The sequence below is a fragment of the Pseudomonas sp. genome, assembly GCF_030683065.1.
Classification (GTDB): Bacteria; Pseudomonadota; Gammaproteobacteria; order Pseudomonadales; family Pseudomonadaceae; genus Aquipseudomonas.
In genome coordinates this window covers 72,789-92,030 of record NZ_JAUXMX010000029.1, presented here as the reverse complement: position 1 = coordinate 92,030, position 19,242 = coordinate 72,789, and the positions used below count along the sequence as shown (strand labels likewise).

General features: G+C 58.5%; 17 protein-coding genes. 4 read left to right on the top strand and 13 right to left on the bottom strand.

The genetic code is table 11. The features are described from left to right. Nucleotide 1: 1 nt before the first annotated feature. The 3 genes from oadA to mgtE all read right to left on the bottom strand — a co-directional run bounded on the left by oadA (nt 2) and on the right by mgtE (nt 3,689). Nucleotides 2-1,783, bottom strand: a complete 1,782-nt coding sequence (gene oadA, locus Q8K09_RS07290) for a sodium-extruding oxaloacetate decarboxylase subunit alpha (RefSeq protein ID WP_305254303.1) — start codon at nt 1,781-1,783, stop codon at nt 2-4. Nucleotides 1,784-1,808: 25 nt separating this feature from the next. After that, complete coding sequence (locus tag Q8K09_RS07285) at nt 1,809-2,060, bottom strand: OadG family protein (protein ID WP_305254302.1); 252 nt, start codon at nt 2,058-2,060, stop codon at nt 1,809-1,811. 186 nt (nt 2,061-2,246) lie between these two features. Continuing rightward, nucleotides 2,247-3,689, bottom strand: coding sequence for a magnesium transporter (mgtE, locus tag Q8K09_RS07280; protein ID WP_305254301.1), 1,443 nt, complete (start codon nt 3,687-3,689; stop codon nt 2,247-2,249). Between the two features lie 324 nt (nt 3,690-4,013). On the opposite strand from mgtE, the gene Q8K09_RS07275 reads away from it, so the two are divergent. Next, nucleotides 4,014-4,505, top strand: coding sequence for a DUF4124 domain-containing protein (locus Q8K09_RS07275; RefSeq protein ID WP_305254300.1), 492 nt, complete (start codon nt 4,014-4,016; stop codon nt 4,503-4,505). A gap of 42 nt (nt 4,506-4,547) precedes the next feature. Here the strand turns inward: Q8K09_RS07275 and Q8K09_RS07270 are convergent, their stop codons facing one another. The 10 genes from Q8K09_RS07270 to Q8K09_RS07225 all read right to left on the bottom strand — a co-directional run bounded on the left by Q8K09_RS07270 (nt 4,548) and on the right by Q8K09_RS07225 (nt 14,477). Further along, entirely contained in the window at nt 4,548-5,348 is an 801-nt protein-coding gene (locus Q8K09_RS07270) for an OmpA family protein (RefSeq protein WP_305254399.1), read from the bottom strand. Between the two features lie 11 nt (nt 5,349-5,359). After that, on the bottom strand, nt 5,360-5,710 hold the full coding sequence (locus Q8K09_RS07265) for a DUF4398 domain-containing protein (RefSeq protein WP_305254299.1): 351 nt from the start codon (nt 5,708-5,710) through the stop codon (nt 5,360-5,362). 10 nt (nt 5,711-5,720) lie between these two features. Continuing rightward, the gene (locus tag Q8K09_RS07260) at nt 5,721-6,548 is read right to left on the bottom strand and encodes an ABC transporter substrate-binding protein (protein ID WP_305254398.1); all 828 of its coding nucleotides are present in this window, start codon (nt 6,546-6,548) and stop codon (nt 5,721-5,723) included. Nucleotides 6,549-7,172: 624 nt separating this feature from the next. Beyond that, nucleotides 7,173-8,102 carry an FAD-binding protein gene (locus Q8K09_RS07255; RefSeq protein WP_305254298.1) on the bottom strand — a complete coding sequence of 310 codons (930 nt, stop codon included), beginning with the start codon at nt 8,100-8,102 and terminating at the stop codon, nt 7,173-7,175. Then, entirely contained in the window at nt 8,103-8,867 is a 765-nt protein-coding gene (locus tag Q8K09_RS07250) for an electron transfer flavoprotein subunit beta/FixA family protein (RefSeq protein WP_305254297.1), read from the bottom strand. A gap of 69 nt (nt 8,868-8,936) precedes the next feature. Further along, a complete protein-coding gene (locus Q8K09_RS07245) occupies nt 8,937-10,088 on the bottom strand; it encodes an acyl-CoA dehydrogenase family protein (protein ID WP_305254296.1) in 1,152 nt (383 codons plus the stop codon). A gap of 26 nt (nt 10,089-10,114) precedes the next feature. Beyond that, nucleotides 10,115-11,206, bottom strand: coding sequence for an enoyl-CoA hydratase/isomerase family protein (locus Q8K09_RS07240; RefSeq protein ID WP_305254295.1), 1,092 nt, complete (start codon nt 11,204-11,206; stop codon nt 10,115-10,117). Between the two features lie 2 nt (nt 11,207-11,208). Beyond that, nucleotides 11,209-12,099: a 3-hydroxyisobutyrate dehydrogenase gene (gene mmsB, locus Q8K09_RS07235; RefSeq protein ID WP_305254294.1), complete on the bottom strand. Its 891-nt coding sequence runs from the start codon at nt 12,097-12,099 to the stop codon at nt 11,209-11,211. A 29-nt stretch (nt 12,100-12,128) separates the two neighbouring features. Further along, the gene (locus Q8K09_RS07230) at nt 12,129-12,902 is read right to left on the bottom strand and encodes an enoyl-CoA hydratase (protein ID WP_305254293.1); all 774 of its coding nucleotides are present in this window, start codon (nt 12,900-12,902) and stop codon (nt 12,129-12,131) included. Between the two features lie 51 nt (nt 12,903-12,953). Further along, on the bottom strand, nt 12,954-14,477 hold the full coding sequence (locus Q8K09_RS07225) for a CoA-acylating methylmalonate-semialdehyde dehydrogenase (protein ID WP_305254292.1): 1,524 nt from the start codon (nt 14,475-14,477) through the stop codon (nt 12,954-12,956). Nucleotides 14,478-14,632: 155 nt separating this feature from the next. Between Q8K09_RS07225 and Q8K09_RS07220 the strand changes: the two genes are divergently transcribed. The 3 genes from Q8K09_RS07220 to Q8K09_RS07210 all read left to right on the top strand — a co-directional run bounded on the left by Q8K09_RS07220 (nt 14,633) and on the right by Q8K09_RS07210 (nt 19,142). Beyond that, nucleotides 14,633-15,538: a LysR family transcriptional regulator gene (locus Q8K09_RS07220; protein WP_305254291.1), complete on the top strand. Its 906-nt coding sequence runs from the start codon at nt 14,633-14,635 to the stop codon at nt 15,536-15,538. 563 nt (nt 15,539-16,101) lie between these two features. Continuing rightward, the gene (locus tag Q8K09_RS07215) at nt 16,102-17,745 is read left to right on the top strand and encodes a DUF1302 domain-containing protein (protein ID WP_305254290.1); all 1,644 of its coding nucleotides are present in this window, start codon (nt 16,102-16,104) and stop codon (nt 17,743-17,745) included. Between the two features lie 26 nt (nt 17,746-17,771). Beyond that, nucleotides 17,772-19,142 (top strand): DUF1329 domain-containing protein, encoded by a 1,371-nt coding sequence (locus Q8K09_RS07210; protein WP_305254289.1) that lies wholly within the window; start codon nt 17,772-17,774, stop codon nt 19,140-19,142. The last annotated feature ends 100 nt before the right edge of the window (nt 19,143-19,242 follow it).

Below are 19,242 nucleotides of genomic sequence, written 5' to 3'. Positions count from 1 at the left end.
CTTAGCCGATGGTCAGCAGGCTGTCGCCCACCGCCACTGCATCGCCGACCTTGATATTAACCGCACCGATAACACCCGCTTTGAACGCGCGAATCTCGGTCTCCATCTTCATGGCCTCAAGGATGATCAGCAATTGACCATCCTCGACTTCCTGCCCTGGTTGCACCAAGACCTTGAAGATATTCCCAGCCAGCGGGGCGTTTTGCGACTCACCGCCACCCGCCGGCAACGCGGCGGTAGCAGCCGCAGCACCGGCTGCAGCGCCACCAAGCGGCTTGATGCCGTCGATATCGCCACCCTCATTGACCTGCACCACGAAAGACTTACCGTTGACTTCAACGGTGTAGACCTCGGGTTTGCCGGCTTCACGCGCAGGCAACTCATTACCCGTTGGTGCCGGCTCGAAGGCTGCCGGGTTACCGCGATTCTCCAGAAACTTCAGACCGATCTGCGGAAACAGTGCATAGGTCAGCACGTCATCAATTTCGTCGCTGGCCAGCTTGATGCCTTTCTCTTTGGCAATGCCCTTGAGTTCGGCAGTCAGCTTGTCCATTTCCGCAGTGAGCATGTCCGCCGGGCGACAGGTGATCGCTTCGGCGCCATCCAGAACCCGCGCTTGCAGCTCTTTATTGAACGGTGCCGGCGCTGCGCCGTATTCACCCTTCAACACGCCCGCGGTCTCCTTGGTGATCGACTTGTAACGCTCGCCAGTCAATACGTTAATCACCGCCTGGGTGCCAACAATCTGCGAAGTCGGCGTCACCAGCGGGATAAAGCCCAAGTCCTCGCGCACCCGCGGGATCTCGGCCAACACTTCATCGAACTTGTCCTGTGCGCCCTGCTCTTTCAGCTGGCTTTCCATGTTGGTCAGCATGCCGCCTGGCACCTGGGCAACCAGGATGCGCGAGTCGACGCCCTTGAGGGTGCCTTCGAACTTGGCATACTTCTTACGAACTTCACGGAAGTAGGCCGCGATTTCTTCGAGCAGCTGCAGATTCAAGCCCGTGTCGCGCTCGGAACCCTGGAAGATTGCCACTACTGACTCGGTCGGCGAATGGCCGTAGGTCATCGACAGCGAGGAAATCGCCGTATCGACATTGTCGATACCGGCCTCCACCGCCTTGACGATGGCAGCGGTAGAAAGCCCGGCGGTGGCATGGCACTGCATATGAATAGGGATCGACAGGGTCGCCTTCAGGCGCGTCACCAGTTCGAACGCTATGTATGGATTGAGAATGCCGGCCATGTCCTTGATCGCCACCGAATCGGCGCCCATGTCCTCGATCTGCTTGGCCAGATCAACCCACATTTCCAAGGTGTGCACCGGGCTGGTGGTGTAGGAAATCGTGCCCTGAGCATGCTTGCCCTGCTCTTTGACGGCTCTGAGGGCGGTCTGCAGGTTACGCGGGTCATTCATCGCATCGAACACCCGGAACACATCGACACCATTAAAGGCCGCACGTTCGACGAACTTCTCTACGACATCATCAGCATAGTGCCGGTAGCCAAGCAGGTTCTGCCCGCGCAACAGCATCTGCTGGCGGGTATTGGGCATGGCCTTTTTCAGCTCGCGGATGCGGTGCCATGGGTCTTCACCCAGGTAACGGATGCAGGCATCAAAAGTAGCACCACCCCAGGACTCCACGGACCAGAAGCCAACCTGATCGAGCTTCGGCGCGATCGGCAACATGTCTTCGAGGCGCACTCGAGTGGCCAGAATCGACTGGTGAGCATCGCGCAGAACCACATCGGTGATTCCGAGTGCTTGTTTAACGGCAGTCATACAGGTGCTCCCTTGCGAACCTGACTCAACCGCGGCGAGCGCGGTGCTGATTGATAGCGGATTGAATAGCGGCCAGCACATCGGCGTCCGGCTGTTGAATAGCAGACTTGGTGAACGATTGTGCCGCTGCGGGTACTGGCGTGTGGGGGGCGAACAGCTCGATCAACCGCGACATCACGCGGATTGCACCCACCAACATAATCAGGAAGAGAAATACAAAGCCCAGGCCGAAGAACATGAGCTCAACACCCTCGAGCAGGAGTTGATTGGAGGTCATCTTGACTCCTTTTTGCAGCAGCATTTGGCTGCATTAATTATTGATAGGAGCGCCTGAGGAATGCCCCAGGCAAAGCTGGCGCACCTTAGCTTGAAACGGGCGTTTGAAGCAAACCCCAGACAGCACTTGGCGACAAATTATGTCGAAATAGCGCCAAGCCCAGACCGTACAAACTTAACGCCCTCACTACAACAGAAACAACGAAGCCATCCCCAGGAAGATGAAGAAGCCGCCACTATCGGTCACTGCAGTTATCATCACGCTGGCCCCCATCGCAGGATCGCGGCCTATGCGCACCAGAGTCATTGGAATAAGCACGCCCATCAATGCCGCCAGCAATAGATTGAGCGTCATGGCCGCAGTCATCACTGCACCCAACGACCAGCTGTCGTAAAGCATATAAGCCACCACTCCAATCACCCCACCCCAAACAAGGCCATTGATCAGGGCAACGGTCAGCTCCTTGCGAATCAGCCGCGCAGTGTTACCCGTACTGACCTGATCCAGCGCCATGGCGCGCACGATCATGGTGATGGTTTGATTACCCGAGTTACCGCCAATACCGGCAACAATCGGCATCAATGCAGCCAACGCCACCAGCTTTTCGATGGAGTCCTCAAACAGGCCTATCACCCGCGAGGCAATGAACGCGGTGATCAGATTGAGGGCCAGCCAGGCCCAACGGTTACGCAGCGACTTCCACACCGAGGCGAAGATGTCTTCCTCCTCGCGCAGGCCTGCCATGTTCAGCACTTCGCTTTCGCTTTCTTCACGAATCAAATCGACCATTTCGTCGATGGTCAGACGGCCAATCAGCTTGCCGTTCTTGTCGACAACTGGCGTTGAGATCAGGTCATATCGCTCGAAGGCCTGGGCGGCATCGTAGGCATCCTCGTCTGGATGAAAGCTTACCGGATCGGTCGCCATCACCTCACGGACCAGCTTGTCCGGATCGTTGACCAGCAAGCGCTTGACCGGCAGCACACCTTTGAGCACCCCGTCATAATCGACAACGAACAGCTTGTCGGTATGCCCCGGCAACTCTTTGAGGCGCCGCAGGTAACGCAAGACCACCTCAAGGCTGACGTCTTCGCGGATGGTGACCATCTCGAAGTCCATCAGCGCGCCGACCTGATCCTCCTCGTAGGACAGCGCCGAACGCACTCGCTCACGTTGCTGCGCATCGAGCGTTTCCATCAACTCATGGACGACATCACGCGGCAGCTCGGAGGCCAGATCCGCCAACTCGTCGGCATCCATCTCCTTGGCCGCCGCAAGAATTTCATGGTCGTCCATGTCGGCAAGCAAGGTTTCTCGAACCGAATCGGACACCTCGAGGAGGATATCGCCGTCACGCTCGGCCTTGACCAGCTGCCAGATAGTCAGTCGCTCGTCCAGCGGCAATGCTTCGAGGATGTGGGCGACGTCGGCAGAGTGCAGCTCATCGAGTTTGCGCTGCAGTTCGACCAGATTTTGCCGATGCACCAGGTTTTCCACCCGGTCGTGATGCGGGCCTTCCTGACGATGGGTCAGGTCTTCGACCAGTTTGTGCCGATGCAGCAACTCGACCACCTGGGCAAGGCGATCCTGCAGGCTTTCTTGCGGCTTTTTGGCTTCTACTTCAGTCATGGCGCGCTCCACCCCCAGCGGCGGCGCACGCCAAAGAGGGTCAATCAGTCAACACGTGATTGCACAATCGAGATTCAGAGTAACTACTGGGTAAGTCCATGGTGGTAATCCACAAGCCCCGGCGGGGCTGACGAGCAAAATAATAACACCGCCCGATGGCTTTGCACGTTACAAAAAAGCAGGCTAGAACAAGCTGTTGCAACTCAAACTTCAGTGTTTTTAACACTGCTTAGCTGCGACGCCGGAGAAGCCGCACAAGACACCACTGGCAAAGCCAGGCTCATCGACTAGGCTTGCCACACGAGCGTCAAGGAGGACGTCACTATGCTTGTACTGCACCATGCAACTATCTGCGCCATCCTGTTGTGCCCACCCCCACTGCTGGCCTCAACCGTGTTCCGCTGCGAAGACGCCAATGGCCACATCACCTTCACCCTGCAAGGCTGCCCTGCCGAGCAAGCGCAATATATGCAGGATGCCTACAACCCCACACCGGGCAACGGCAGCCCTACGCTACTGGCCAAGCCAGGCAAATTAACGCGCGACCAAGCATCGGCTAAGACCAGCAGACTGGTGGTAGTTGGTGAAACGCAGGATGGCTGCGGCAACCTGATTACCGGCAGCGAGCGCCGCACAGCCATGATCAAGCAGCAAATACGCAGTGGCATGAGCCGCAACGATGTGGAAAGCAGCCTCGGCACACCGGATAAAATCAGCAGCCAGAACGGCCAAGCGCGCTATCACTACCGCGACCAGCAGGGCAACAGTCGCCAGGTCAGCTTCGACCAAGCTGGCTGCGTCAAAAGCAAGCGTTAGCGCACCTTATTCAGCGAACCAGGGCTTTGCGTGACCACTGAATCAGCGGAGAGCGCCCAGGCGACCCTGCTCGTCGGAAAACACAACCTCAACCCGGCGGTTTTGCGCCCGCCCCCTAGCCGACGCATTCTCCGTGACAGGAAAGCCCTCGCCATGGCCCTGCACCTTGATACGCTGGCCATCGACGCCTAGATCAATCAATACGTCGGCAACGGTTTGCGCGCGCGCACGCGACAGTTCGAGGTTTTCCAGCTTGTCGCCACTGCTGTCGGTATAGCCCTCGACACGCACTACCCGGCGCGGATTCAACTGCAGGAACTGCACCAGCTTCAACACTGTTCGATTGGCAGAAGCGTTCAGATTGGCCTGCCCTGCATCGAACAGTACGTCGCCCAACGTCATCACCAAACCGCGCTCAGTCTCACTGGTTACCAGGCTCACCATCTGCTCCAGCCAGTTGCTCTGCTCTTGCACACTAAGCAGCTTGGCCTCACGCAGCGCCAACTGCAGGCGCTGACGCTCCAGCTCGAGCTTGGCCGCGCGTTCCTGATTCAGACTCAAGGCACTATTTTGCCCGGCGATTTCACTGTAGCGCTGACTGAGGTAGGCGTAATGACTAACATCATCCGCACTTCCCCAATAGCTAGACAGGCGATCCGCACGGGCCAGGGATTCACCCGCACGAATCACATCTTTGGGTGCGCTGCGCAGCACATCAGCGTTCTCTTTTACCGTTTGAAAACTGTCGCGGGCTGCCTCGAGTGCCTGACTGCTGCTCTGCTGCGACGAACTCACGCAGCCACTCAGCAGTAATGCCAAGAGAGCGCTGCTCAGCAACTTCATTCGAGCACTCATCAAAGCTCTCCCAACTGCTTACGCAGACGATTAATCCGGTTATTCAGTTCGTTCAGCTGATACTGGCTTTTTTGCGTCAACACCTGCGCCTGCGCCAGACGCGCATCCAGCTCGGCCTGCTCGGCAAGCACCCGAGCCTCCCTGAATGCATCATGTCGCATGGCGGACTGAGCTTGCAGCAACTTGTCTTCGGCCATGACCTGCTCAGCCACGTGCTCATCGGCGCCCACAGCTTTGGCTTGCGCCAACGCTTGCTCAGTAAGACGTAACTGTTCAATTGGCGCTGGATCACTGGCGCAACCAGTCAAACCCAGCAAGACGATTGCTGCACATGAAACACGATTAATCACAAAGAATATCCTACGGATTCGGGACGCTTGCAGGTTGCAACTGCTGTTCTTTCCAGAGCAATAGATTGTTCTGCAGCAAGACTTCCGGTAGGCCGGCAGCAACAGATTCTGTCATCTTTTTCGCCAATTGTCCGCGCAGCCAAGGGTCGTTGCATGCCGAGTTATGTGACAGCGTCAGGTACAAACCTTCGCTGGAAATAGGTGGATCAAGCACCAGCAGGTCATCTTCCACGCCTAGCGTTTCGGCCAGCGCCAAACCGGGAAAACGCTCATAAAGAACATAATCAGTACGCCCCAACAACAGCTTCTGGAACGCCTGAGTCACACTGGACACACCCTCTAGGCTCAGATTGGCCTTGGCATAGGCATCGAATTGCTGACCGAAGCTGTTATTCACTAACGTGCCGCCCATGCGGTCATGCAGGTCGGCCCAACTGGCATAGGGGAACTCTGCACCTTTACGCACCCAAACCACACTCGGAGTGAAATAAAATGCCGGGTGCACGTAATCCATGGTTTCCAGGCGCGGCAGGGTCAGAAAAGCCCCGGCGATCACATCGACACGCCCCGTGCGCACCTCGTCCTGGGCGCGAGACCAGGGCCCGGTATAAATCACATCGATAACCAGATCCAACTCTTTAGCCAAATGCTTGAGCAAGTCAGCATTGGCCCCGATCAACTGCTGCGGATTCTGCGGGTCGCGCCATAAATAGGGCGGATACTCGGGATTACCGGTTGCGACCAGGCGTTCACACTTACCTGCGGCAGCGCTCACCCCAGGCAACAGCGCAACACCCAGCAATAGCAATACGGATTTCAACAAACCATGTTCAAGCATGATGGCTTCTCGGCTGAACGTTGGATGGACTCTCGGACATGCGCGCAAAGCCGTATGCCGACTGCATGTCAGCGTATAACCGGCGCAACAATAATTCGCGATGAAAGCTTGCGGTGAAAAATCAAACTCTAAACCTGACACTACTGCTCGGCAGCTTCGCAGGCGCTTTTTTATCTACGCCCAAAAGTGCCACTGGCTACGGCGCACCTGGTCGCACCCGCATCAAGCCGACCTCGGCGCCAAACAGGGGACTGTCGACGATCTTAGCATTCATTGCCACCACGGCGGCCCGAGCAACGGCGAAACCACTCTAATGGCCCACGGTTTCGCTGCCAGCCAAGACAACTGGCTCGCGACCTTGCTGCTTAGCCTGTCGGATCCAGGACATAACGCTCCGTGCAAGTATCGGACTTCAGCAATTCTGGCTAACGCTCTTCATTATGCTCATCTGTTTCCCGCTCGGCTAGACGCCCCCAAGCTAGGCACCACCTAACCAGGTGTGTAGCGGACGCTCACCTGCAAGTCGCCCGACTCGCCACCACAGCGACCCGAACAGCACCATGCCTGGCGCACTCAATAAAAAACCCGCCAAGGCGGGTTTTTTATGACACAAGAGACGCTGATTTACACCAGTTGCTCGAACTCCGGAATAGCATCGAACAGATCCGCCACCAGACCATAATCGGCCACCTGGAAGATCGGTGCGTCTTCATCCTTGTTGATCGCGACGATCACCTTGGAGTCTTTCATGCCGGCCAAGTGCTGGATCGCGCCGGAGATACCGACAGCAATGTACAGCTGCGGCGCAACGATTTTGCCAGTCTGACCGACCTGCATATCGTTAGGCACGAAACCGGCGTCGACCGCGGCACGCGAGGCACCAACTGCCGCGCCGAGCTTGTCGGCCAGCGTGTAGAGGTGCTTGAAATTATCGCCGTTCTGCATGCCGCGGCCGCCGGAGACGACGATCTTGGCAGCGGTCAGTTCCGGACGATCGGACTTAGCCAGCTCTTCGCCGACGAATGCCGACTTGCCAGCGTCGCCACCAATAGCCACGGCTTCAATGGCTGCGGAACCACCTTCGGCGGCAACCGGATCGAAACCGGTGGCACGCACGGTGATGACTTTCACGGCAGCGCAAGATTGCACGGTAGCGATAGCGTTACCGGCATAGATCGGACGCTTGAACGTGTCAGCGCTTTCAACAGCGATGATTTCCGAGATTTGATCTACGTCCAGTTGCGCAGCGACGCGCGGCAGGATGTTCTTACCGTTGCTGGTGGCAGCAGCCAGGATATGGCTGTAGCCGGCACCGAGCTCGGCAACCAGCGGCGCGACGTTTTCCGGCAACTGATAAGCGAATGCAGCATTATCGGCAACCAGGACCTTGGCCACGCCAGCAACTTTGGCCGCCGCTTCAGCGGCAGCGCCACAACCAGCACCGACAACCAGTACGTGAATATCACCACCGATAGCTTTGGCCGCAGCAACGGTATTCAGCGTGGCAGGCGCAAGGCCCGCATTGGTGTGTTCTGCAACAACTAAGATAGCCATTTAGATTACCTTCGCTTCGTTCTTCAGTTTCTCGACCAGTTCAGCCACCGACTTGACTTTGATGCCGGCACTGCGGGTAGCAGGCGCTTCGACCTTCAGGGTCTTGACGGTAGAAGTGGTAGCAACGCCCAGAGCTTCTGGGGTGAACACTTCCAGTGGCTTCTTCTTAGCCTTCATGATGTTCGGCAAGGAGGCGTAACGCGGCTCGTTCAAACGCAGGTCGGTGGTAACGATCGCTGGCAGGTTGAGTGCAACAGTCTGCAGTCCACCGTCAACTTCACGCGTTACATTGACCTTGTCGCCCGCCACTTCGACCTTGGAGGCGAAGGTGCCTTGAGCGTAACCGCTCAGCGCAGCCAGCATCTGGCCGGTCTGATTGTTGTCGCTGTCGATGGCCTGTTTACCAAGGATCACCAACTGCGGTTGCTCCTTGTCGACCACGGCTTTGAGCAGCTTGGCCACAGCCAGGGAGTTCAGCTCATCGCTGCCCTCTACCTTGACTGCCTCAACCAGGATGGCGCGATCAGCACCCAGCGCCAGTGCGGTACGCAACTGCTCTTGAGCAGTAGTCGGACCAATCGACACCACGACGATTTCGCTCGCCACGCCTTTTTCTTTCAGGCGTACCGCTTCTTCCACAGCGATTTCGCAGAAGGGATTCATCGACATCTTGACGTTGGCAAGATCAACGCCGCTGTTGTCCGCTTTGACGCGCACTTTAACGTTGTAGTCGACCACTCGTTTGACGGCTACCAGGACTTTCATGGGATCTCTCTTCATCGAATAAAAAAGCACAAGCCACTCGGGTAGGGTGGTCCTGCGCAAAAGGAGGGGTTACAGCGGGTAGTTGGCCAGCTCGCGGGCGATCAGAAGGCGCTGGATTTCACTGGAACCTTCGTAGATCTGGGTGATGCGCGCATCGCGGTAATAGCGCTCCACCGGGTAATCCTCTAGGTAGCCGTAGCCGCCGTGGATCTGCACTGCCTTGGAGCACACGCGCTCGGCCATCTCCGAGGCGAAAAGTTTGGCCTGCGAGGCTTCCGACAGGCAGGGGTATCCGGCACTCTTCAGGCGCGCGGCATGCAGGATCAGCAGGCGCGTGGCGCTGAGCTGGGTGTGCATGTCGGCAAGCAGGTTGGCGATGCTCTGGTGCTCGCCAATTGGTTTGCCGAACTGGATGCGTTCGCGGGAATAACCCAGAGCGGCGTCGAAGGCCGCGCGGGCGATGCCGAGGGCCTGGGCGGCGATGCCGATGCGGCCGCCTTCCAGGTTGGACAGGGCGATCGACAAGCCTTTACCGCGCGGGCCGAGCAAGTTGGCTTCGGGGATCTTGCAATCGCTCAAGGTTATCGCGCAGGTGTCAGAGGCGCGGATGCCCATCTTGTGTTCGCTACGGTCGACCGTGAAGCCTGCGGTGTCGGTGGGTACTAAGAAGGCCGACAGGCCCTTCTTGCCCAGCTCCGGATCGGTAACGGCGAAGACGATGGCAAGCCGGGCGCGTTTGCCGTTGCTGACGAACTGTTTGGCGCCATTGAGTACCCACTGGCCATTGCGCAGCTCGGCACGGGTGCGCAGGTTGTTGGCTTCGGAGCCAGCGTGAGGCTCGGTCAGGCAGAAGCAGCCAATCGCCTGACCGCTGGCCAGATCCGCGAGCCAGAAATCCTTCTGTGCCTGGGTGCCGAAGTTAAGGACCGGGCCACAACCAACCGAGTTATGAATACTCATCAGCGCACCGACGGCGCCGTCGCCGGCGGAGATTTCTTCCACTGCCAGGGCGTAGGCGACGTAATCGATATAGCTGCCGCCCCATTCTTCGGGCACCACCATGCCGAGCAGCCCCAGCTCGCCCATCTGTGCCACCAGGGCGTCGTCGATCCAGCCGGCCTTTTCCATGGCCTGGGCCTTGGGCGCGATCTCGCGACGGGCGAAGTCGCGGGCCATGTCGCGGATCATGCATTGCTCTTCACTCAGTTCGAGGTCGTGCATCGGGCATCTCTCTTGTGCTGTGGGGCTCAGGCGCTGACGGTGCGCCGGGATTTAGCAGCTGGCTTGAAGTCGTTGAAGAAGGCCTGCACCCGTGCGGGATCAAGCTCCTCCAGGGTGGCTGGATTCCAACGTGGGGTTTTGTCCTTGTCGATGATCAGGGCGCGCACGCCTTCCATCAGATCGCCTTTGTCGAACCACTGGTAGTCCAGGTGCAGTTCCTGGGCGAAGCAGTCGGCCAGCGGCAGTTTGCGCCCGCGGCGTAGCAACTCCAGGGTCACGGCCATGGCCAGCGGCGAGCGGCTGTCGAGCACCTTGACAGTTTCCTCGGCCCAGTCCTGAAACTCGGGACGGGTCTCAGCCAACAGCGCCGCGCGTATCGATGCCAGGTCGGGCAGGGCGAAGTACTCGTCGATGGCCGAGCGCAACGCTTTGAGCTCCGAGCCTGGCAGCTTGCTGACGGCGAGGGTGGCGAGCAGGGTGCGCAAGGCTTCCCGCGGATGGCTGGTCCAGCTCATATTGTCGAGGCAGCGGTCCAGCTCGGTAATCTGCTCGCTGGCGATACACCAGTCGGCCAGTCGCGCGTAAAGCGCGTCGGCGGCGCGTACCTGGATGCCGCTGACGCCTAGATAAATGCCCAGCTCGCCAGGTAACCGCGGCAGGAAATAGCTGCCAGCGACATCCGGGTAGAAACCGATGCCCACTTCAGGCATGCCCATGCGCGTGCGCTCTGTGATCACCCGCAGCGTGGCACCCTGCGCCAGCCCCATACCGCCGCCGAGCACGAAACCGTCCATCAGCGCCATGATCGGTTTGGGGTAGGTGTGGATGTATTCGTCGAGGGCATATTCCTCTTCGAGGAAGATCTCGTGTTTATTGTCGCCCGACTTGTGGCTGTCGTAGAGCATGCGGATGTCGCCGCCCGCACAGAAGGCCTTTTCGCCAGTGGCGCGTAACACCACGGCGAGGATCTGCGGATCCTGCTCCCAAGCATGCAGCTGCTGCAGGAGCAGGCGCACCATGGGCAGGGTCAGGGCATTCAGTCCAGCCGGACGATTCAGGCTCAGGTGGCCAATGCGATTGCGGACGGTCGCCAGAACTGGCGCTTCGACATCGCTCATGCTCAGGCGTCCTTGCGGTACAGGTTGATGATCGCGGAGAAGTCCAGGCCGCCATTACCCTGGGCACTGAAGCTCTGGTAGAGCTGTTGGGCGAGGGCGCCGAGGATCACCGGTTGACCGATCTGTTTGGCCGCTTCGCTGGCCAGACCGAGATCCTTGAGCATCAGGTCGGTACCGAAACCGCCGCTGTAGCCACGGGCGGCCGGTGCAGTTTCCAGTACGCCTGGGAAGGGGTTGTAGCTGTCCGAGCTCCAGCAGCGTCCGCTCGAGGTATTGATGATGCCGGCCAGGACTGCAGCATCCATACCCAGGGACACGCCGAGGGTCATGGCCTCGGCGACCCCGATCATGGAAATGCCGAGCAGCATGTTGTTGGCGACCTTGGCCACCTGGCCGTTGCCGGCGTCGCCGCAGTGCACGATGTTCTTGCCCATGGCCGCGAGAATCGGCTGGGCGCGGTCGAAATCGGCAACAGAGCCACCGACCATAAAGGTCAGGGTGCCGGCAGTCGCGCCGCCGGTGCCACCGGAAACCGGCGCATCGAGCATGGGGTTGCCGTGCTCTACGGCGGCCTTGGCCACTTCGCGGGCGCTGAGCGGGTCGATGGTCGAGCAGTCGATCAGCAGGACGCCGGGCTGTACATGGGCCAGCAGGCCGCTGTTGCCCAGGTACACGGACTTCACATGCGCGGCAGCGGGCAGCATGGTGATGATCAGCTCGGCATCGCTCTGGGCAATGGCGGCCGGCGAAGTGGCGGCGGTGGCGCCGGCTTCGGTTAGGCGTGCCAGCGAGGCCGGCGACAAGTCGAATACCGTCAGGCTGTGGCCAGCCTTGAGCAGGTTGAGGGCCATCGGGCCGCCCATGTTGCCGAGTCCTAGAAAACCTATGTGCATGGTGGATCCTCGCTAAATGGGGTAAGCGCTCAGCAGTGCTTGAACTGCGCGGGGCGTTTTTCGACGAAGGCGCTCATGCCTTCCTTTTGATCGGCGGTGGCGAATATCGAATGGAACACCCGGCGCTCGAAGCGCACGCCTTCGCTGAGGCTGGACTCGAACGCGCGGTTGACACTTTCCTTGACCAGCATGGTCGCCGGAAGGGATTTTTCAGCGATGGCGCGGGCGGTTTTGAGGGTTTCCTCCAGCAGACTATCGGCTGGTAGAATGCGCGCTACCAGGCCGGCGCGTTCGGCTTCCTGGGCGTCCATCTGGCGTCCGGTCAGGCACATTTCCATGGCCTTGGCCTTGCCCAGGGCGCGGGTCAGACGCTGGGTGCCGCCGATTCCGGGGAGCACGCCGAGGGTGATTTCCGGTAGGCCAAAACGCGCATTGTCAGCGGCGTAGATGAAGTCGCACATCAGCGCCAGTTCGCAACCGCCGCCCAGGGCATAACCGGCCACGGCTGCGATCAGCGGTTTGCGCCGGCTGGCGATGCGGTCGGCGGCGGAGAAGAAGTCATCGAGGAATACCTGGGGGTAGGTCAGGTCGACCATTTCCTTGATGTCGGCACCGGCGGCGAAGGCTTTGGCCGAGCCGGTGATAACCATGCAGCCGATCTGCGGATCTTTCTCGAGCTGATCCAGCGCCAGGTTCAGCTCGGCAATCAGTTGAGTATTGAGGGCATTGAGTGCCTTGGGGCGGTTCAGGGTGATCAGACCGACACGCTCGTGGATTTCCAGCAGCAGGGTTTCAAATTGCATGACGCAGACTCCTGAGTCAGGCAGGCGCCAGGCAGGCGCCTGCCTGGCGGTTTATTTCAGAGTGATGGTGGTGTTGACGGCGCCGCTGACTTCGTCTTCGTCAAACCAGCGCTGGGTGATGGTCTTGGTCTGGGTATAGAACTGCACCACCTGCTTGCCGTAAGGGCCCAGGTCGCCGAGCTTGGAAGCGCGCGAGCCACTGAAGGAGAACAGCGGTACCGGCACCGGAATTGGCACGTTAATACCGACCTGACCGACGTCGATCTCTTCCTGGAAGTGCCGTGCAGCAGCGCCGGAACGGGTGAACAGGGCGGTGCCGTTACCGTTCGGGTTGGCGTTGATCAGGGCGATGGCGTCGTTCAGGGTGTCTGCGTGCAGCACGCAGAGCACCGGGCCGAAGATCTCTTCGCGGTAGATGCTCATGTCGGTGGTGACACCGGAGAAAATGGTCGGGCCGACAAAGTTTCCCTGCTCATAGCCGGACACTTGCGGGTTGCGGCCGTCCAGTTCCAGGGTGGCACCTTCGCTGACGCCGCTGGCGATCAGGCTGCCAATCCGGTCCAGCGCGGAGCAGGACACCACGGGGCCGATGTCGGTGCCCGGCTCGGCGCCGCCGCTGATCTTCAGGGTCTTGGTCTTCTCGATCAGTTCCGGCAGCCACTGCTGCGCCTCGCCGACCAGAATCACTACTGGCAGCGCCATGCAGCGCTGACCGGCGGCACCGAAGGCGGCGCCCAGCAGGTTGTTCAGAGTCTGCTGCTTGTTGGCATCCGGCATGACGATGGCGTGGTTTTTTGCGCCCATCATGCACTGTGCGCGCTTGCCATTCTGGGTGGCGCGGTTATAGACGTGGGTGCCGACCTTGGTCGAGCCGACGAAGGACACCGCCTTGATATCCGGGTGGTCGCAGATCAGATTGACTGCATCGGCACCACCGTGGATCACGTTGAGCACGCCTGGCGGCACGCCAGCTTCCATGGCCAGTTCGGCCAGGCGCATGGTTACCATCGGGTCCTGCTCGGACGGCTTGAGGACGAAGGTGTTGCCGGTGGCGATGGCCATCGGGAACATCCACAACGGGATCATCGCCGGGAAGTTGAACGGGGTGATGCCGGCGCAGACGCCCAGCGGCTGCAGCAGGGTGTAGGTGTCGACGCCGCCAGCAACGTTGTTGGCCAGTTCGCCGAGTTGCAGGTTGCCGATGCTGGCGGCGTGCTCGACCACTTCCAGGCCGCGGAACACGTCGCCTTCGGCGTCCGGCAGGGTCTTGCCCTGTTCGGCGGTGAGGATCGCCGCCAGCTCCTTCATGTTCTCGCGAATCAGTTGCTGATACTTCAAAAATACCCGTGCACGGGCGCCGATCGGCGTTTTGCGCCAGGTGCTGAAGGCTTCCTTGGCGCTGGCCACGGCGGCGTTCATTTCATCCAAGGTGGCGAAAGGCACGCGGGCCAGGACTTCCTGGGTCGCCGGGTTGACCACGTCGCGCCACTCGGTGGTCTTGGATTCGACCAGCTGGCCGCCGATCAGCAGTTTGACGGTGGGCACAGTGTTCTGGGCGTTTGCTTGCGCTGTCATTAGGACTCCAGCCTTTCAAGGGCAGATGGTGAGTAGGGATCTCATCGTGGGGCTTTGAGAACCAGGCCCCGATCCTAGCAGTGCGTTTTTGTCTGTAGCAATACGACTATGCGCAGGGTTACTCTGCATTTTTGCACAGTGATTGGAGTGGTCGTATGGATTGGGACAATCTGCGTTATTTCCTCGAGCTGTCACGTGCGGGCAAACTGACGGCCGCTGCGCGCCGGCTAGGCGTCGATCACACCACGGTGTCGCGTCGCGTGCAGGCGCTGGAAAAGAGCATGGATACGCCGCTGTTCGTGCGCGCGGCGGCGGGCTACAGCCTGACCGAGGCTGGGCGCACGCTATTGCCACAAGCGGAAGCGATGGAGAGCGCTTTTTCGGCGATTGAACAAGCGCGAGCAGGGCAGAAAGACAGCCTGTCCGGACAGGTGCGCATCGGTGCGACCGAAGGTTATGGCTCGGCGATGCTTGCCCCGCAACTGGCCGAGTTCACCCGGCGCTATCCAAACCTTGGGGTCGACTTGCTGGCAGTGCCCAGGATGGTGCAGCTGTCGCGCCGCGAAGCCGACATTGTGATTACCCTGGAGCGCCCCGAGCGCGGGCCATTCATTATTACCAAACTGACCGACTACGTGCTCAAGCTGTATGCCTCGGCCAGCTATCTGGAGCAGCATCCACCCATTCGACATCGGGAGGATCTGCGCGATCATGCATTTGTCAGCTATATCGACGATTTGCTGTACAGCAAGGAACTCCTTTATCTCGATGAAATCGGTAAGCCTCGGCATTTCGCCTTGCGCAGCACCAGTATTCTTGCGCAGCAGCAGGCCACCGCTGCCGGGGCCGGTATTGCAATCCTGCCGTCATTCTCCGCTGATGCCGACCCACGCCTTCGGCGGGTGCTCAGTGAGGAAATCGAGTTCACCCGAACTTTCTGGATGCTGATGCCCATCGAGCTAAAGGACATCGCCCGGATGAAAGCAACCTGGAATTTTCTTCGGGAAATGGCACAGGCGAACCAGTTTTTATTGCTTGGTGCGCTGGATGGCGAAGGGTAAAGCCGTCATGAAATACCTCTTGAGCAAGGTACCGAAGCAGTACGGATTCTCGAGTCATCTTCCGCGATTGGTCGACAAATTATTCTCCGTCTGGCTGCATTGGTCGGTGATTTCCATGCTGTCTGGTCTTGTCGGGCAGTTGGACTTGGCCCAAGTAAGCTGTTTGCGCGGCGGTTCAGCCGTGAGCAGATGATTTTGAAAATTCTCTCGTTGAGTGGCTTGTGCATAGGCTGATGCAGGTGTAAGTTAATAAAAAACGTTCGTGTTGGTTTTTAATGGGTGGCGTGATGGTGCGTTCACTTGCAGCTAGCAGAGCGTCTCAGCAGGAAGGTTGGTCAAGGAGAAGCGACCAGGCTAGGAGCTTGATTGCCTCTCTGCTAAGGGCATCTCGAAGTAGCAGTTACGTGGTGGAAGGGTAAGGGTCAGATGCGTTCTATCTGGCGTGGCTGGTTAAGGCAGGCAGAGACATGAAAAAAAATAGATAAAACAAAAACGATCACGATGGTTTTAATATGTCGGTACACTCGATCGACTGCCGACTCAACTCAAGTTCGGAGAATCCAATGAATAAGAACAAAAAAATCAAGGTGGGGAGGTTTGTCAGGGTGCGCATGGCGGCCGCTGTTAGCGCGGCGGTGATGACGCTTGGCGCGCAGTCGGCCAATGCATTCAGCATTGATACTGGCAATTCGGATCTGGCCGTGCGTTGGGATAACACCCTGAAGTACAACGCTGGCTGGCGAGTGGAAGGTCGTGATGACAATCTGGGCGACAGCCCTGCCTACCACAACTCTACTTACTCGCATGATCGCGGTGATCTAGTCACTAATCGCATAGACATCTTCAGTGAGTTCGACTTTATCTATAAAGAGAACCACGGCTTCCGCGTTTCTGCTGCGGGCTGGAATGACTTTGCCTACGATGACAAGGTTAAGGCCAATCCGTTGATCGGCGGTTCCCTTTATCCGAACAACAAGTTCACTAGTGATGTGGAGCGTTACTACAAGCGTTCTGGTGAAATTCTCGATGCATTCGTTTTCACACGCTTGGATCTGGGTGAGGTGCCGGTAAATATTCGTGCTGGCCGGCACAACCTCTATTGGGGGGAGGCATTGTTCACTGTCGCCGACGGCATTGCTTATGGTCAGGGCCCTCTTGATCTGCGTAAGGCCACCTCGACGCCAGGTATAGAAGCCAAAGAACTGTTCCTTCCGCAGAATCAGGTATCCGTTTCTGCACAGCTGACCGACAAGGTCAGTGTTGCCGCCAACTACTTGCTGGAGTGGGACCCACACCGTCTGCCCGATGGCGGTACCTACCTTGGGGGTAGTGGTGTGAGTTTGCTCGGTGGTCAGAACCTGGGCGTTCCCTATATAGGTGACCCTGATAGCGGGCCCAACAAAACCCCGGATGACAAGGGCAGTTTTGGTCTGAACATGCAGATTCAATCCGATACGTTGGGTGGCAGCGTCGGTTTGTTCTACCGCAAGTTCGATGACCGCATGCCGAATCTGGTGGCAGATTCCAGTGGCACCTTCCTCTATAACGACTATGCCGAGGACGTGAAACTCTATGGCCTCAGCTACAACCGACTGATTGGTTCTGTTTCAGTGGGTGCGGAGCTGTCGCGTCGTGAGGATACGACCTTGGCCGGCAACGCGCGTGGCGATACCTGGCATGGCTTAGTCAACATGATTGCCTATATCGGCCAGACGCCTTTGTTCGACTCTGCGCCGTTGCAGGCAGAGCTGACGTATTCGCGTTTGGACAAAGTAAGCAATGCAACCAAGGCCCAATTCGAGGCCAATCATGAAGATCATGGTTGCGCCCTCGGCACCAAGGCTGGCTGCGTCAGTGATGATGCCATCGGCTTTAATATCGGCTTCACACCAACCTGGTATCAGGTGTTCCCGGGCGTCGATATGACCCTGCCGCTGAACTTCGGTATGGGCCTCAAAGGCAACTCGCCTGCGGCCTTGGGGGCCAATGAGAATACGGGTTCTTGGAGTGTTGGTGTCGGCCTCGACATCTATTCCCAGTACAAAGTTAACCTGGCCTACAACGATTACTTTGGTGAGGGTGTGCAAATCGCTAATCCGTTGGCCGGCACGCCAGGTCTGGAAGACCGCGTACTGGGTCCGTTCAGTGGCAGTGAAACGCTGAATGACCGCGGCTGGTTGTCCCTGACGCTGAAGACCACTTTCTGATGACAACAATAAAAGAGGCAAACAAGATGCAGCACACAATCAAACTGCTCTCTGCAGTCATCGGCATGGTTGTCAGCGGTTCACTGCTGGCCGCCGTTTCTCCTGAGGAAGCCAAGCAGCTGGGGACTACCCTCACTCCCTGGGGGGCCGAGGTTGCCGGTAACGCGGAAGGCACCATTCCAGCCTACACCGGCGGGATACAGCCCCCCGCCAACTATGACCCGAGCACCCCAGGCATTCGGCCTGACCCGTTTGCCGATGAGCCTGTGGTATTGACGGTTACGTCTGCCAACATGGCCGAGCATGCGGACAAATTGACTGAAGGGACCAAGGCGCTGTTTGCCAAATACCCGAACTTCCGTATCGATGTCTATCCGACGCATCGCACGGCGCGCTATCCGGACTTCTATCTGGAAAACAGCAAGAAGAATGCCACTGATTGTACTTTGACCCCCGAAGGCTTGTCCGTCAGCAATTGCTGGGCTGGCGCACCGTTCCCGATCCCGAAGACCGGTCAGGAAGTCATGTGGAATCGCATCTTCAAATTCGAACAGGCTGCATTCCGTGCTGACGATCTGATGACCACAGTGGTCGATGCCAACGGCACTGTGATCAATACCGCTGGCTGGAAGCAGTGGAACCAGTATCCGCTATGGATTGAGAAGCAGAACGAGAAGCTGGTCGGTGACGAAATCAACGAGATGCTGCGGGCGGACTACAACGCTCCGGCGCGCAAGGCAGGGGAGAAGCTGGTACTGCACGATGGCATCAACATGATTACCAACGCACGCCGTGCCTGGAGTTATGTAGTTGGTCAGCGTCGGGTAAAACTGTCGCCGGACGTCGCTTACGACACGCCATCGCCGACAGGTGCGGGTATCGGTACGGTCGATGATTCCTCGGTGTTCTACGGTGCGTTTGATCGATATGACTTCACCCTGGTCGGCAAGAAGGAAATGTACATTCCGTACAATATGTTCAAGATCCAGGATCAGACCAAGTGCGGCAAGGATGTGGTGCATACGCCTAACTTCATCAACCCAGATTGCGTGCGCTGGGAGTTGCATCGGGTCTGGGTGGTCGACGCGAAGCTGAAGCCCGGTAAGCGTCACATCTATCCGACTCGGACCCTTTACTGGGATGAGGACTACCTCGGAGTAGGCATGGCGGACTCCTACGACAGCACTGGCAAGGTCTACCGTGTCGTGCAGTCCGAATCCTTCCCGTTCTACGAGTCGGCAGGTCATGTCAGCGGCCAGTTCGCAGTGTATGACTTGGCGAGTGGTGCTTATACCCGTCAGGCCTATTCGACAGGGAAGACCGGCTGGTATACCTCCGATCCCGTACCGACGAATACCTTCTCGGCTTCGGCGCTGACTGGTGGTGGTATTCGCTAAGCCTTAATGGGGTGGAGCGGCGTAATCACTCAGCCGTTCCTCTCTCTGAGTCAGGCTGATCCCGGTTTGTAGAATATGTACGCGAACTCCTAGTAGCAAG